This is a genomic window from Psychrobacter pasteurii (assembly GCF_900162815.1).
Lineage (GTDB): Bacteria > Pseudomonadota > Gammaproteobacteria > Pseudomonadales > Moraxellaceae > Psychrobacter > Psychrobacter pasteurii.
In genome coordinates this window covers 1-15561 of record NZ_FUGD01000132.1, presented here as the reverse complement: position 1 = coordinate 15561, position 15561 = coordinate 1, and the positions used below count along the sequence as shown (strand labels likewise).

Sequence of the window (15561 nt, the reverse complement as noted above, 5' to 3'; positions counted from 1 at the left end):
ATTAAAAATCTCACAGCGTAACCCATTGTGCAATAAGCTGCTCACCGTATCCACGCAGAAATCCGCCTCAAGCGTGGTAGATAGCGACCAGTCTAGGACATAACGACTGTACCAATCTATCACCGCCATCAAATACACGAAGCCCTTGGCTAGGGGAATATAGGTGATATCAGTACTCCACACTTGATTACAACGGCTAATCGGTACATGCCTAAGCAAGTACGGGTAAACTTGATGCTCAGAGTTAGGCTTACTCGTGTTAGGATGCTGATAAATAGCGTCTAGCCCCATTTGCCGTAGTAGGCGCCTAATTCGCTTTTCTCCCACTTGATAGCCTAGTTGCCTAAAATACGCTGTCATGCGTTTAACCCCATAAAATGGGGTCTTGGTGTACTGCTGGTCAAGCAAGTTCATCAGGGTAATATAATATCAAGCTCGCTGATGGGCTTTGGCTGATAGTACAGACTTGAGCGGTTGATACCGAGTAATTCACATTGCTTACGAACACTAAAATCCTTGTTATCAGGTTCTAGCAGTTGTTTACGAGTGCTCAGGGTAGCTGTAAGGACTTTTTTTTAAGCCAGTCTCTTTCGCTTATAACTTGCCCTAGCTGCCTATGTAATTCATCGATAATAGCTTGCTGGGCTTGTTCGTTGGCTTGCTGTTTGGTATTGAATGCAGTAGGGATAACTGCCAAAGCCTGCTTTTTCCAGTTGCTGATTTGGGTTGCATGAACCCCATATTCTGCGGTTAACTCGTTGAGGGTCTTGTGTTCTTTGATGGCTTCAACGGCGACTTTGCTTTTAAATTCAGCATTGTGACGCTTACGTACTTTTGTCATTAGATAGACCTCTTTTTCTAAAGGATATTCTATCTTATTTGCTACAATTTTTTGGTCTAGTTTTCTGGGAGTATTATAGAGAGTCGATTAGTCGTCTCTATAACTACTATCTTTTTTTATACATCTCCATTTATTGGTGTGGTGACAGGGATTATGACGCGTGTTGCCTATCAATAAATGCGTCTAACTCTATTTTTAGACTTCTTTATTCAGTTCAATATTAGCGGTCATGGTAGTAACCTGTGCTAAGGAACCATAAAGCCTCTTCTATGACTTAAAGCTACTCTAATATTGATAAAGGTAGTAAATATCAGCAAGACTTTTTGCTCGAATTTTATCAACTTTACATAGGACAATATTATGAGTATTAATCCTGACAAAATCCCAAAATCATTAATTGACCGTTTCCGTAAACGGCTCTATACCACTGACCATGAAGTGGGTGAAAATAATGTGCAAGTCATGGGTATGGACATACACAACCCAGTTTTTGGTATTACTGCCCTACTGGTCTTGACCTTCGTGGTCTTTACCTTGGCCATGCCAGAGCTTGCTAACACTTGGCTAAATGGTGCTAAGGGCTGGGTGGTTAACACCTTTGACTGGTTTATGGTCAGTGCTAGCAACCTGTTTGTTTTATTCTGTCTACTCCTTATCCTCTCTCCTTACGGCAGTATCCGTATTGGGGGCATTAAAGCAACCCCTGACTTTAGCCGAATGTCTTGGCTATCGATGCTATTTGCAGCAGGTATGGGGATTGGGCTTATGTTTTGGTCGGTCGCCGAACCTCTGGGTTATGCCACTGGGTGGGCAGGCACGCCTCTAGGTATTGAGCCTGGCACGCCTGAAGCTTATAAAGCAGCCATGGGTGCTACTATGTATCACTGGGGTCTTCACCCTTGGGCCATCTATGCCACCGTGGGTCTATCTTTGGCATTGTTTGCTTTCAACTTCCGCTTTCCTTTGACCTTACGCTCTGTGTTCTACCCTATTTTTAAAGAAAAAACTTGGGGTCTGCCAGGTCACATCATTGATATCCTAGCAGTACTAGCCACTATTTTTGGTTTGGCAACTTCGTTAGGTCTGGGGGCTCAGCAAGCGGCTGGTGGTCTAAAGTACTTATTCGGTATTGATCTGGGTGTGAACGTCGTTGAGATGATTATCATTGCTGTGGTGACTATGTTGGCCACCTTGTCGGTCTATCGTGGTCTAGATGGCGGGGTGAAGATTCTGTCTAACTTCAACATGCTGGTCGCCTTATTATTATTGTTATTCATCTTTATCGTCTCAAACCCCTTACAGCTTATTGGACAAATGTTTGGCACTGGTATATCTTATGCCACCCACATTCTACCTTTGTCTAACCCTGTCGGCCGCACCGATACTGATTTCTATCATGGCTGGACTTTATTCTACTGGGCCTGGTGGATCAGCTGGTCGCCATTTGTAGGGATGTTTATCGCTCGTATTTCAAAAGGCCGTACGGTACGTGAGTTCCTTACCGCAGTTATGGTAGTGCCTACTATAGTGACCATTATTTGGATGACTGTGTTTGGTGAAACCGGCTTAAGTCAGTATAAAAACCAAGTCGGTGAACTTGCCAATGGCGTGGGCGATGCCTCATTAACTCTATTTGAGATGCTAAACAATCTGCCACTTGCTACGATCACCTCCTTAATTGCGATTGTATTGGTATTGGTGTTTTTTATCACCTCATCAGACTCAGGCTCCCTAGTGATTGATACCATTACTGCTGGCGGTAAGCTTGAAGCACCTGTGTTGCAGCGTATCTTCTGGGCCATTGCTCAAGGTATGATTGCTATTGCCCTACTATATGGCGGTGGTGAGGCAGCTCTGACCTCTTTACAGTCTGGCTCTGTCAGTACAGGATTGCCGTTCACATTTGTATTGATAGTCATGTGCGTTAGCTTGTTCTTAGGGCTAAGACGTATTTACAAGGCTCGTGAATGGTTATTTGATGAGCTTGAAAAGTATTAATCTATTATAATTAGCGGTAACAGGCCAGGTATTTCCGATACCTGGCTTTTTACTTCAAACTGCTCTAGTTGTCCCTCTCTTATCGCTTACTTTTGACTTATTAATTTTAACTGCTTTGTCTTTATAGGCCGTTATCATTAATGAGTCCTTTTAATTATTAGACCTTATGATAAATAATTCTGAAGCAGAGCCTGTCTCTCGCCGAACCCAATATATTCAAGTTATCTTAATGGGCATCAGTGCTTTTGTGATGAACACTACTGAGTTCGTCCCGGTTGCCCTATTAAGTGACATTGCTCAAGACTTCTCCATTACCACCGCTGAGACCGGGTGGATGCTGACCTTGTACGCATGGATTGTGGCCGCCATGTCACTGCCCTTGATGCTGCTTACCAGTAAGTTTGAGCGCAAACGATTGCTGCTGGGTATATTTGCCTTATTTATCGTAAGTCATGTGCTATCCGTGGTCGCTTGGAGCTTTAATGTCTTATTGATTAGTCGGGTCGGTATCGCTTTTTCTCATGCCATATTTTGGTCGATTACCGCTGCCATCGCCATTCGTATTGCTCCTGAGGGCAAAAAGGCATTTGCTTTAAGTGTGGTAGCCACAGGCACCTCACTGGCTATGGTACTTGGCGTGCCCTTAGGGCGTATCATCGGTCAGCTCTATGGTTGGCGCACTACTTTTGGCGGTATTGGCTTTGTGGCTCTGGTAGTATTTGTGTTGCAGGCAAGGCTGTTGCCGACATTACCCAGTATGTTTAAAGGCTCATTTAGAAAAGTTCCTGAGCTGTTAAAGAACCCTTTATTGGTTTGTTTATACTTACTAATTTTCACCGTATTTACTGCCCACTACACCGCTTACTCCTACATCGAGCCTTTTATGCGTGAGATTGGGGCCATTAGTGAAAACTACGCTACCTTTATCTTATTGCTATTTGGTGGTGCTGGGATTATCGGCAGTGTGTTATTTAGCCGCTGGGGGGACAGACACAGCACCCTACTGATGCTGGTTTCTATTATTATCATGCTGGTATCGATGACGACTTTATTAGTTACGGTAAATTCGATTTGGATACTTAGCCTAAATGCGACCTTATGGGGAACCGCATTAATGCTGCTTATCATCTCGATGCAGGCCAAAGTACTGATGGTAGATCTACACGCCCAAGACATGCTGATGTCTATGTTCTCAGGAATCATTAACTTAGGCATAGGAACCGGCGCTTTATTTGGTGGCTATGCCGTGACTCACATCTCGTTATCTAGTGTGGGCTATGTGGGCGCAGCGATTAGCTTAATGGCCTTACTGCTGATGCTATTTATGATAAAACGATTCCCTGTTCTACGTGCTTAATCATAAAAAAGCCCTACTAAGCTTAGCCTAGTAGGGTTATTTTTTATCTTAAACTTATCTTATTATCTGGCAATGACTTCTATATCTTACTCACTAATAAAAGCAATTTTGGTCATTTCAGCTTCACTAGCCAGTGCTAGCACTTGAGCCACAGTCTCATAACGGGCTTCTTTATCCGCACGCAGATGAATAGAGGCATCGGAGTGACTCTGTGATTCTTCGGCCAAACGGGTTCGCAACTGCTGCAGCGTTAGTGGCTCCTCATCCCAAAAGACACCTGCGTCTTTATCAATACTAATCTGGATTACTTTAGGTTCTACTGGCTGTACCGCGGCACTGGTCTGTGGTAAATCTAAAGGCACTGAGGGATTGAGCACCGAAGCGGTTACTAGAAATATAATCATCAATACCAACATGATATCAATTAAGGGAATGAGGTTGATCTCATTCATTGCTTGCATATCATCATCGCCTAATTGAAAAGCCATGTCGTACTCCTATCTGGGGATTTCGTTCTGGTTTTCTGATTTTGCGGTAGCACCCAACAGACCGTAAGCGGTGTCATTGGCGATAAATAGTGTCTTACGGTTAATACGCATCGCAATGTTGTAGAAGATAACAGCAGGAATGGCCACGGCTAGTCCCAAGCCCGTCATAATTAAGGCCTCACCCACAGGACCTGCCACTTGACTCAAGCCTGCCTGCCCTGTCTCACCGATACTGTGTAAGGCATGAAATATCCCCCAGACTGTACCAAATAGACCAATAAAAGGAGCAATAGCTGCCGTTGTGCCTAATATCGCCAACCCTTTTTCACCCTCAAAACGATAGCGACCAATCTCTTTTAACAAGATTTGCTCTACCACAGTTTTTCGCTCTGAGCTGTCCAAGGGGTTTATATTTTTAGATTCACTGCTAACCGCCTGTTGCAAATCAGTCGAAACGGTTTGTTTTAGCTTACTGCTTTGATAAAGACGCAATACTCCCGTTATCCAAGATGCTATCGACAAGGCCAATAGGCTAAAAAACAAAAACTTGGTAACAACATCGGTATATTGCCAATAAGCTGCAAAATCCATGTTAAATCCTTAATAATAAATAGGGTATTTTTTTATAAATTAGGGCCAATCAAGAAGTATTTATCAGCCCACGGATATCTCTTGTATAACTTTAGCTAAGCTCAGTTATTCAACTATATATTCAATAGGCAGGTTTATTAGCCCCACTACAGGCGACTTGTCTTGCTCAAAAGGATGCAGCTTACTTTTTTCAACCTGACTAATGGCCGCCTTATCTACTGCTGTATTGCCCGAGGACTTGGTTACTTTCACATCAGCGACATTGCCTTGTTTATCTACGGTCACCGCCAATATCACGAGATACACATCTCCTGAGTTTGACTTTCTAGCGACCTGCGGCGGCACCTCTAGTCTAGGCTTACGCTTCCAGCGGGCTTGGTTAGCTGAGAAGCTTTTGGGCTCATTACTGGCTGCGGCTGCTCTTGCGGCCTGTTCTCTTGCGGCCTGTTCTCTTGCGGCCTGTTCTCTTGCGGCCTGTTCTCTTGCAGCTTGTTCTCTTGCAGCCTGCTCAATCAAACGCTGATGCTCATTAGCATCAAAATTTGGCTTAGTAGTTATTTCAGGCTGTACATCTTGTTGAATGGTTTGCTGAGTGCTTTGCTTATTGTCCAGCGGTTCTTCAGTCTTAGCTTCAACCTTAGCCTCTGGCTTACTCTGCGCTTTCTGGGTAGGTTCAGGCTCATTTTTTTCGACTGGCTTAGGCTTAGGTTGAGTTTCAGGCTCTGGATCCACAGACTCTGTTGGTTTTGAGGCAGCCTTAGGCTGTGACTGAACTTTCGTCACCTGCTCCTGAGTTACTTGAGGGGTATGTTGTTTGGTTTGAACAGCAATCGGAGGTTCTACTGCTTCTTGCAGGGACAGCATCTGAATCTCAATGGGCTTAACCTCTTCTGGCTCTTTGATTGCTGGCTTTGGCCCTTGCATATGTACCAGAGCAGCCGCTATCCCTACATGCATCGCCAGCACCGCAATAGCAGTTGCGGCATTAACTTTAATTAGATTTGATTTGTCGCTTGTTTTTTTCATCATAAGAAGTAAAGCCAGGTTTTAGGTCCCTGTTAATTAAAGTTATTTTTACTCATTTATTTTTCAGTGCATAATATATGAAATCGCTTTATATGTAAATAAGAATTATTATCATTTATAAGATTTTTCTGTTCTCATTAACTCGTCATCTCTTGATGGTAAGTATTATTTTAGTAGATACACTTAACAAAGAATCACAACTGATAACCTATGGACACAAGCCTCAAGTACAGCAACATGGTAGAATACGTAGCTTTAGCCTCTGATATCCTTGTTAGATCAATATTTTACTCGGATTATTTAATTATTGGATTTCACCATGATCACTGCCAAGACTACTCAATCAACTAAGACCTTAAGCCAGACCATAAGCTGTGCTTTGTTACTGTTATCACCGCTTGTCGCGACCGCTGCAACCCCGCAAAAGTGGCAAATTAACCCTCAAAAAACCAACGTAAACTTTGAGGTGTCTTATCTAAAGAAGTCTATGATTAAAGGCTCATTTAACAAGGTTGACGGCACCATTAATTATGATGAAAATAAACTACAAAACACGACTGTGCGTTTTACGGTTTATACAGATAGCGTGGATACTAACCTAAAGCCGCGCGACTATTTTATTCGTCGCAAAGAGCTATTAAATACTAAGCAGTACCCCACCATTAAATTTACCTCTTCAGGTGCCAAGTTAAAAAACCCAAGAGAAGGTCATGTCACTGGCAAGTTTAATGCCTTAGGTCAAAGCAAGCCCATGACGGTGAAAGTGACTCTGACTGACGTTTATACCCAGTCAAAAACTGAGCCAAGTGCCTTAAAATTCAAAGCCACAGCACTGGTTAATCGTCATGACTTTGGGGTGACAGCCTTTCCAGGTATCTTTGGCACGACCATTCCTATTGTTATCACCGGTGAGCTGATGCCTGCCAAATAGCATTATTTATTTAAGCAAAAAAGCTTAGGATTAAAACGAAGATCCTGGCTGGGTTAGAAACTCTATCTCCTCTGCGGTAGACTGACGACCCAAAATCTCATTACGATGAGGATAACGGCCAAAGCGATCAATAATCACTTTATGTCTAATCTCAAAGCCGTAGACGGTCTCATCTGTATATTGCTTAAATAACTGTTCTGCTTGCTCATGGATGAGCTTCGACTCACTGTGCATATAAGGCATTAGAAGCAATTGACGCGCCGCCACACTATCTAATTCTTGTAGCACGCCAGCTGCCACTGCTTCTTGAGCCAAGACCAAGGCCATTGTATCTTGAGCAAATGCCTTCGCTGTATCACGATAGATATTTCTTGAAAACTGATCCAGCACAATAATCTCAGCCAAACGCCCTTCTGGACACTCTCGCCAATCAAATAACTCTGCTGCGGCAGCTCGCTGTAACGTTGACTCAAAGCGCTGAGTCAGTAGCTCATCGAAATCCTTATCTTTTTCAAAGAATTTCTGGGTGCCAACTTCATTAAAACAAAATTCTATGATGTCTTGATACATATTCTACCTTATGTGATTGCTAGTTAATGGGAGGGTTACCTTATTTTTGATAATAATTTTTGACTATATTTTTTAACTATAACGCTGGATAATCTTCAATTGCAGCGGCTTAAGACTAATAGACTGCCCTTTATGAGCTCATACTAGGCCTACCTTTCATACTATACCTACTTATAGTAACAATAAGCTGTCATTGCTAGCAAAAGTTCACTGACGGCTCACTATTCAAAACATTGTAAGCCTCTAGCCTTGCTATAATTATCAGACTATCAATTTTGGAGTTCTTATATGAATAATCATAATTTAAATAATCGTACTGCCCCTATTAACCCTAAAGCATCAAAAGCCAAACTGTTAGGGGTTGCCGCCTTGTGTTCGTCTGCTTTGGCCTTTACTGCTTGCCAGCCTGCTGCAGAAGACACTACCACTGAAGCAGATACCGAAGTGACCACAGATAATATGGAGACGCATGATACCACTATGAGTCATGATGAGCATGACATGGACTCTGATATGGCAGAGCATGCAGCCACTACTGAATTTGGTAAAGAGTATATGGACAGCATGAATGACATGCATGAAGATATGATGGAAAGCATGCAAGCCAATGATGCGGATGTCGCCTTTGCTAAAGGTATGCTGCCACACCATGAAGGTGCTGTAGATATGGCAGAGATTCAGCTGAAATATGGTAAAGATGAAACCATGCGCAAGCTTGCAAAAGACGTTATTGCCGCTCAAGAAGCTGAAATTAAGCAGATGGAAAACTGGTTAGAGGCCAACCCAGATACTGAAGAGCAGCCTCACACCAATGAGATGCGTCAAGCTTATGATGCGAGCATGAAGTCAATGCATGATGACATGATGCAGGGTATCTTAAGTGAAGATGCTGACATGGCATTTGCTAAAGGTATGTTACCTCACCACGAAGGTGCTGTAGCCATGGCAGAAGTACAGTTAAAATATGGTAAAAATGAAGAGATGAGAAAGCTGGCTCAAGAAATCATTGATGCACAAAAAGCTGAAATTGATTTAATGCAAAACTGGATCAATGAACATTCTTAATTTAAGCCATTAATCCAAGCCATCAAGTGTTTCAAGATACAAGTTGCCAATCAAGTAACATTGAAGCTTAAGTAACTAAGTATCATTGAAACTTGAGCAACATTGAAACACTGATAATTAGAGGTTTGATAAAAATCAGGCCTCTTTTTTTGAGTAAATTTTAGTGGCTATTTTAATTTCAAACTAAAAGTTTCTTTAAATTCAATATCAATCTCCTACCTTTATTTATAACCCAAGGTTTAATAATTTTCCTTGTATTCTTATAACTTACTGTTAATATACCCCCCAAAATTCGTTATCAGTTAACTAGAACATCAGGGTTAATTTTAATAAATTGCTGTTCAGCAACCAATTTTAATAGGGATATAAAAAGTATGAGTAGCTCGATTTTGAAGGCCATTAGCTATGCTGGGGTATATGTGGGTGCCGTTATTGGGGCAGGCTATGCCAGTGGTCAAGAAGTATTACAGTTTTTCGCAGGCTACGGCTTGGTAGGTATCATTGGCGCTATTATTACCACGATTATGTTTATCTGGTATGGCTCAGTATTTATGGAGCTGGGCAATAGACTACAAACCTGTAGCCATCGAGATGTACTCAACTATTTATGTGGTAATAAATTAGGCTTTATCGGCGACTATGTCCTGCTATTCTTCATGTTTGGCTGTGTGAGTATCATGTTCTCAGGCGGTGGGGCGGCGATTAATGAGTATTGGGGCTTGTCAGTGATGACGGGTAAATTGATCATTGCCGGTATGACTTTGACGACCGTTATTTTTGGTTTCTCCTCTTCAGTTCGTGCCCTGGGTATCGTCTCCCCTATTATTATCTTTAGCGTAATTGCCATCTCTTTAGTGACTCTAAGCGCACACTTTGATCAATTATCTACTGTCGATGAGAGCCTGCAAAACCTAACACCGACTTTAGCCACGCCATTATGGTGGACCTCAGCTGTCGTCTATGTATCGTATAACGTGAGCTTGGCTACTTCAACTTTGACGGCTATGGGCGGTAAAGAGTCGAGCTTAAAGACCCTTAGAATTGCTGGCGTCATGGGTGGCTTCTTCTTAGGCTTATGTTTGTTATTCATCACTGTGGCCTTGTTATCTGACTTGACCAACGTTATTGAATATCAAATTCCTTTCCTACAAATCGCCAACAATATCAGCCCATTGGTGGGTATCTTATTTAGCATCGTCTTGGTAGTTGCGGTATTCACCACGGCTGTAACCAACTTGTATGGCTGTGTGATTCGTTTTTATGATTCACAAAAGAACCCCACTCAATTCCGTACGTTAACCATTAGCCTTGTGGTATTGTCTTTATTGGCCTCTTTATTCCCATTTAGCACCTTAATTAACGTGCTATATCCTGCTCTAGGCTTATTGGGTATGGTAATTATGGTTTGTGCTTTATACAAAACCGTAACCGGTCAGGTATTCTCAAAAGACGGCGCCAAGCTGTAAGACTTTAATAAAAACTTCTAATAGCTTGTAGTTAATAGTTTATAGACAGTAGCTTATATGCAGTAAAGATCCCGCTACCTTAAAGGTAGCGGGATCTTTATTTTAACGTCTAGTGGCTCGATTAAAACTGGCTGAATTAGAACTGATAAGTGACAGAGGCTTTGATATTACGGCCTGGCTCAAAGTCAGTTGCAACCTGGTCTGCACTTATACGAGAAGAGTGACTGGCATAGGTCTCATCAAAGATATTGTAAACGCCAAGGGTTGCTTTTATATCTTGGAACTGACGAGGTGCGTAACTCATATAAACATCATGCACATCATAACTTGGCTTACTAACGCCGCTATTATCTGTGATTGAGGCCACATACGTACTGCGCCAGCCTAGCCCCACTTCACTGCTTGGGTCATAGTTTAAGTTGACCATATAACGATCGCCTGAGTCTGCACTGCCACCACTGACTGAAGGAATGCTGTTGCCTGTTTTATCCCCTTCACTACGAGCGCGTGAGTAGCTTAGACCCATACCAAAGTTATTGGTGGTATAGTTGGCGGCCAGCTCTACGCCTTTGATTTCATAATCCTCATCGCTGTTGATCATACCTTGGCAATCTTGCAAATTCCCTGCCGAACCCCGTGCTCCAGTGGTGCAGTTTAGACCATAGCGACCAGCACTATCTCCTGTTCTGATAAACTGCTGATAGTTCTCAATATTTGACTTAAAGTATTTGGCACTTAACTGCAAAGCATCGTTGGCTGTGGTCAAGTCACGTAGCGTGGTAGAAATACCTACTTCAGAGTTATAACCTTCCTCTGGCTTCAAGTCTTTATTAACGTAAATGCCTTTACCATCTCTATTAAATATCGCTTGCCCTAAGTCAGGACCATTAAACAGCTCAGTGTAGCTGGCAAAAATCTGAGTGCGCGGGGCAATCTCATAACTGGCAGCTAAGGCACCGACAACATTATCATAGGTTTTGCCACCTGAAATGAATTCTGGTGATTCATAACGGTCGTATCGCACTCCAGGTGTTAATGTCAGTTTATCAATCTGCCATTGGTCTTCTAAATAAACTGAAGTTGTCTTTGCACTGTCATCTCCTGATACTGGAGTTTCGCGATCCAGTCCATCGTAGCTTCCTTCTTTTTTATAATGTTCTACACCAGCGATAAGCTTATGATTGCCAAAACTACTGTCAATCTCACTGGTATTTTCAACTTTAGCACCGGTGGTTTGTACTTTTGCTTCCCACTCATAGCCAGCTTTATCATCTGAATCGCGTAAAATTTGGGTCTTGCTTTGATACACGTTTGCAGAAACATCAATCAAGGGGCTGGCGGGATTAAAGCCATAATCTACATTATAGGTATCGCGCTTAACTTGCTGCGGGATAGGGTCTTCAGGTCTTGAAGGAAAATCTGGGCGAAATGGGAAAACCCCTTTTTTCTCAGTACGGCTAAAGCTAGCTCCAATACGGTGGTCATCTGCAAAGCTTGCGCCCGCTTTTAATAAGATGTTCTCCGCCTTACTGTCTTCAAACAGCTCACGCCCCTCACCATCTTCACCAGAGTCAATATCACGCTTACCATAATAAGCCAGTAAGTCCACATTCTCTGTTGGCGCGGCAAATACCGTTGCTGAGGTTAACAGCTCATCATTATTACTGGCATAACCGGTATGTAGCTTGGCACCCATGGTTTGACCAGGTTTTAATAAATCAGCAGCATCCACCGTTTCAAACGCTACCGCACCGCCTAAAGCATCATTGCCTAAGGTGACTGAGTTATTTCCGACAGCCACTTCAGTTTGCTTTAATAAATCTGGGTCAATGGTCACATCACCCATGTGATAAAACAAAGCCCCTTCTTGACGGGCCCCATCAATACTCACTTTTAGGTTGGTGTCATCCAGACCACGCACGCGAATACGCTGGTTTACGGAAGAGGTGCCACCTACAGTTACCCCCGGCACAACTTCCAAAAAGTCACTTAAATGAGAGGCTTGTTGGGCAGGCGTATAGTCTTCATTATAAACAGCTTCATTTTGCGCCTTATCTCTTGCCGAGTTACTGGCAGTGACTGTCATCTTCTGCATGGTCATTGTTGGCAAATCTGTCTGGGCACTCGCGGCTTGTGCAACAAGAGCTGAAGTAATGGCAAGACATAAAGGGGATAAACGATTGAGGGTGGTTTTTCGCATAATAGTCACTCTGCTGATTTAGCAATGGGTAAATTTGAGGTTATAAAATTCTTATTTTCTTAATGTAAATAATAATAAGAATAGTTATCATTTACATTGATTGCGAATATTACTGGATAATTACAAAAATTACAATATCAATTTTTAAGGTGTGATTTTTTACTTACCGCTTACCTAATAACAATAATTAAGCAAAGTACAAAAATTATTTTTCTGCTGTAAACCTTGATTCTAAAAGGTTTATGACACTTTAGACGATTAAGTTAAAAAAACAACTATTAACATTCGTTTAAAATGAATGTTATAATCCCCCAAAATCGTTAGCGAAGGCTTAATGACTTACCCTACTCTCTATTTTTGAGGATATTATTTTTCATGATATAGGGGAAATTATTGACCGATTTTGAAATACTTAAGTATTAAAGGCTAAGGCTATTGAGTATTAAGGGCTATTGAGACCCAACTTTAACCTTAAACATTCATTTTATATATATGTTTAAAATTTCTTTAGGAGTATGCTATGGGTGAGTACAAAAAGTACTGGTGGGGTTTGATCGCCATCCTAATTGTCACCTTCTCTTTCTTAGGCTGGGGCGGAGTTGAAATTTATCGCACAGCGCCCCCTATTCCTGACCAGTTTGTAGACCGTAATGGTCAGGTTATTATGACCAAAGACGACATTTTAGACGGCCAATCTGCTTGGCAACGTACCGGGGGACAACAATTGGGCTCGGTACTAGGCCATGGGGCTTATCAAGCACCAGACTGGACCGCAGACTGGCTACATAGAGAGTTAGTAGCTTGGCTAGATATCAAGTCCAACGAGCTATACGGGGTTGATTATGACGCCACCACGGACGATCAAAAAGCAGTACTAGATGCACAGGTCAAAAAAGAATATCGCGGCAGTAGCGTTGATGACACCAATACTGTTGTGTTGTCACAGACCCGTATTGAAGCAATTAATGAGGTTGCGCCTTACTATATTGGTCTATACGGAGATGATCCGGCACTACAAAAATCGCGTGAAAACTTCGCGATGAAAAATAACACCATCAGTGATGATGTGGCCAAACAGCGGTTAACCAATTTCTTCTTCTGGACCACTTGGGTTGCTTCAGCACAGCGCCCAGGCACTGAAGCGACTTATACCAATAACTGGCCGCATGAACCGATTATTGACAACGTACCCACCACTGAAAACGTCATGTGGTCGGTTGCTAGTGTGGTGTTCTTAATCGCTGGTGTGGGTTTATTAATCTGGGGTTGGGCGTTCTTACGTAAAGAAGATGATATCGAGCCTAAACTGGTTACTCCTGAATCAGACCCTCTAACCAAAATCGCCTTAACGCCTTCCCAAAAAGCTTTAGCAAAATATGGCTTCTTGGTGGTTGCTTTATTTGTTTTCCAAGTGTTTATCGGTGGCTTCGTGGCTCACTATACAGTTGAGGGTCAAAACTTCTATGGTATCCCCGTAGCAGACTACTTCCCCTACTCTTTAGTGCGTACTTGGCACATTCAATCTGCGTTATTCTGGATTGCCACAGCCTTCTTAATGGCCGGTTTATTCTTAACCCCAATTATCAACGGCGGTAAAGACCCCAAGTTCCAAAAACTGGGCGTTGATATCCTGTGGGTAGCTTTAATCATTGTTTGTGTGGGCTCTTTTGCTAGCCAATACTTCTCAATCGCTGAAATCATGCCAGCCAAATACAACTTCTGGTTTGGTCACCAAGGTTATGAATTCATCGACTTAGGCCGCTTCTGGCAGATCCTAAAATGGGTCGGTATTTTAATCTGGTTAGTATTGATGTCGCGCGGCATTATGCCTGCCTTTAAAAACAAAGGCGATAACAACCTTCTGGCTATCTTCTTCGCCTCCGTGGTCTGTGTGGGCTTATTCTATGGTTCGGGTTTATTCTACGGCGAGCGTACGCATCTAACCATCATGGAATACTGGCGCTGGTGGGTGGTTCACCTATGGGTTGAAGGCTTCTTTGAAGTATTCGCTACGGTTTCCTTGGCCTTTATTTTCTACAACTTAGGCTTAGTGAACAAAAAGATTGCTACCGCCTCTTCTATCGCTTCAGCCGCTTTATTCTTATTGGGCGGTGTACCGGGCACTTTCCACCATTTATATTTCTCAGGTACCACCACGCCCGTTATGGCCATTGGCGCCTCCTTTAGTGCTTTAGAAGTGGTTCCTTTAATTGTGCTAGGCTACGAGGGCTATGATCACTGGTCTATGCAGCACAAATCTGCTTGGATGCATAAACTTAAATGGCCAATCATGTGCTTTGTTGCCGTGGCTTTTTGGAACATGTTAGGAGCCGGTGTCTTTGGGTTTATGATTAACCCTCCTGTCTCTTTGTTCTACTTACAAGGGTTAAATACCACAGCGGTTCACTCACACGCAGCACTATTTGGGGTGTATGGCTTCTTAGCACTAGGCTTTGTGTTACTGGTGATGCGCTATATCCGCCCCGATTATGTGTTCAGCGATAAGCTGATGAAAACAGGATTCTGGATGCTAAACCTAGGCTTGGTATTAATGATTGCCACAAGCTTATTGCCAATCGGTATCTTCCAAGCTCATGCCTCAATCACTGAAGGTCTATGGTATGCGCGCAGTGAAGGCTTCTTACAGCAAGACTTCCTAGTAATGCTAAGATGGATTCGCACCTTTGGTGACGTGGTATTTATCATTGGTGCTGTCTGTGTGGCTTGGCAGGTGGTGAAGCTCACCTTTGCTAAACCTTCTCATAGCAGCTACCAACCCAGCAGCCCGGTAAATAAATAACTAGGTAAATAAATAACTGTACTGCAAATGGTTCGATTTTTAACCAAAAGGCCCTGTCGATAGACAGGGCTTTTTGTCTTTTTATGGCCTTATCTTTGCTCTATTAAACCACTAAGGTGGAATAACCTTATATCAATTCCACAAAATAAGGTACAATACAACCAACTCAACAACATAATAGAATCATATGCCGAAAACGACCCCTAGAAATCATAAACTCACAGACCA

11 protein-coding genes and 1 pseudogene are annotated in these 15561 nt (G+C 42.6%); 6 read left to right on the top strand and 6 right to left on the bottom strand.

All coding sequences use genetic code 11. The features are described from left to right. Positions 1 to 841: pseudogene (locus tag A1232T_RS13625) on the bottom strand (IS3 family transposase); the annotation flags it as partial. Between the two features lie 360 nt (positions 842 to 1201). Here A1232T_RS13625 and A1232T_RS11920 point away from each other — a divergent pair. Together A1232T_RS11920 and A1232T_RS11915 are read left to right on the top strand one after the other, a co-directional pair. After that, positions 1202 to 2839: a BCCT family transporter gene (locus A1232T_RS11920; protein WP_077449624.1), complete on the top strand. Its 1638-nt coding sequence runs from the start codon at positions 1202 to 1204 to the stop codon at positions 2837 to 2839. Between the two features lie 166 nt (positions 2840 to 3005). Next, entirely contained in the window at positions 3006 to 4196 is a 1191-nt protein-coding gene (locus A1232T_RS11915) for a sugar transporter (protein WP_077449623.1), read from the top strand. A gap of 86 nt (positions 4197 to 4282) precedes the next feature. Here A1232T_RS11915 and A1232T_RS11910 read toward each other — a convergent pair whose 3' ends face one another. From A1232T_RS11910 to A1232T_RS11900, 3 genes are all read right to left on the bottom strand, one after another. Continuing rightward, positions 4283 to 4684 carry an ExbD/TolR family protein gene (locus A1232T_RS11910; RefSeq protein WP_077449622.1) on the bottom strand — a complete coding sequence of 134 codons (402 nt, stop codon included), beginning with the start codon at positions 4682 to 4684 and terminating at the stop codon, positions 4283 to 4285. Between the two features lie 9 nt (positions 4685 to 4693). Further along, positions 4694 to 5275, bottom strand: coding sequence for a MotA/TolQ/ExbB proton channel family protein (locus A1232T_RS11905; protein ID WP_077449621.1), 582 nt, complete (start codon positions 5273 to 5275; stop codon positions 4694 to 4696). Between the two features lie 105 nt (positions 5276 to 5380). Next, complete coding sequence (locus tag A1232T_RS11900; protein WP_077449620.1) at positions 5381 to 6304, bottom strand: energy transducer TonB; 924 nt, start codon at positions 6302 to 6304, stop codon at positions 5381 to 5383. Between the two features lie 316 nt (positions 6305 to 6620). Between A1232T_RS11900 and A1232T_RS11895 the strand changes: the two genes are divergently transcribed. Continuing rightward, the gene (locus A1232T_RS11895) at positions 6621 to 7232 is read left to right on the top strand and encodes a YceI family protein (protein WP_077449619.1); all 612 of its coding nucleotides are present in this window, start codon (positions 6621 to 6623) and stop codon (positions 7230 to 7232) included. Between the two features lie 30 nt (positions 7233 to 7262). Here A1232T_RS11895 and A1232T_RS11890 read toward each other — a convergent pair whose 3' ends face one another. Continuing rightward, on the bottom strand, positions 7263 to 7802 hold the full coding sequence (locus A1232T_RS11890) for a DUF924 family protein (protein WP_077449618.1): 540 nt from the start codon (positions 7800 to 7802) through the stop codon (positions 7263 to 7265). A 288-nt stretch (positions 7803 to 8090) separates the two neighbouring features. On the opposite strand from A1232T_RS11890, the gene copM reads away from it, so the two are divergent. Both copM and A1232T_RS11880 read left to right on the top strand, forming a co-directional pair. Further along, the gene (copM, locus tag A1232T_RS11885; protein ID WP_077449617.1) at positions 8091 to 8867 is read left to right on the top strand and encodes a CopM family metallochaperone; all 777 of its coding nucleotides are present in this window, start codon (positions 8091 to 8093) and stop codon (positions 8865 to 8867) included. 374 nt (positions 8868 to 9241) lie between these two features. Then, the gene (locus tag A1232T_RS11880; protein WP_077449616.1) at positions 9242 to 10333 is read left to right on the top strand and encodes a YkvI family membrane protein; all 1092 of its coding nucleotides are present in this window, start codon (positions 9242 to 9244) and stop codon (positions 10331 to 10333) included. Between the two features lie 136 nt (positions 10334 to 10469). Here the strand turns inward: A1232T_RS11880 and A1232T_RS11875 are convergent, their stop codons facing one another. Further along, on the bottom strand, positions 10470 to 12533 hold the full coding sequence (locus A1232T_RS11875; protein WP_077449615.1) for a TonB-dependent receptor domain-containing protein: 2064 nt from the start codon (positions 12531 to 12533) through the stop codon (positions 10470 to 10472). A 520-nt stretch (positions 12534 to 13053) separates the two neighbouring features. Between A1232T_RS11875 and A1232T_RS11870 the strand changes: the two genes are divergently transcribed. Next, positions 13054 to 15333, top strand: coding sequence for a nitric-oxide reductase large subunit (locus tag A1232T_RS11870; RefSeq protein ID WP_077449614.1), 2280 nt, complete (start codon positions 13054 to 13056; stop codon positions 15331 to 15333). The last annotated feature ends 228 nt before the right edge of the window (positions 15334 to 15561 follow it).

Excerpts from the sequence above, each read along its gene's own strand:
- A1232T_RS11895 (WP_077449619.1), top strand. The coding sequence starts at position 6,621 with ATGATCACTGCCAAGACTACTCAATCAACTAAGACCTTAAGCCAGACC.
- A1232T_RS11900 (WP_077449620.1), bottom strand. The coding sequence starts at position 6,304 with ATGATGAAAAAAACAAGCGACAAATCAAATCTAATTAAAGTTAATGCC.
- A1232T_RS11905 (WP_077449621.1), bottom strand. The coding sequence starts at position 5,275 with ATGGATTTTGCAGCTTATTGGCAATATACCGATGTTGTTACCAAGTTT.
- A1232T_RS11920 (WP_077449624.1), top strand. The coding sequence starts at position 1,202 with ATGAGTATTAATCCTGACAAAATCCCAAAATCATTAATTGACCGTTTC.
- A1232T_RS11880 (WP_077449616.1), top strand. The coding sequence starts at position 9,242 with ATGAGTAGCTCGATTTTGAAGGCCATTAGCTATGCTGGGGTATATGTG.
- A1232T_RS11870 (WP_077449614.1), top strand. The coding sequence starts at position 13,054 with ATGGGTGAGTACAAAAAGTACTGGTGGGGTTTGATCGCCATCCTAATT.
- A1232T_RS11875 (WP_077449615.1), bottom strand. The coding sequence starts at position 12,533 with ATGCGAAAAACCACCCTCAATCGTTTATCCCCTTTATGTCTTGCCATT.
- A1232T_RS11890 (WP_077449618.1), bottom strand. The coding sequence starts at position 7,802 with ATGTATCAAGACATCATAGAATTTTGTTTTAATGAAGTTGGCACCCAG.
- copM (WP_077449617.1), top strand. The coding sequence starts at position 8,091 with ATGAATAATCATAATTTAAATAATCGTACTGCCCCTATTAACCCTAAA.
- A1232T_RS11910 (WP_077449622.1), bottom strand. The coding sequence starts at position 4,684 with ATGGCTTTTCAATTAGGCGATGATGATATGCAAGCAATGAATGAGATC.
- A1232T_RS11915 (WP_077449623.1), top strand. The coding sequence starts at position 3,006 with ATGATAAATAATTCTGAAGCAGAGCCTGTCTCTCGCCGAACCCAATAT.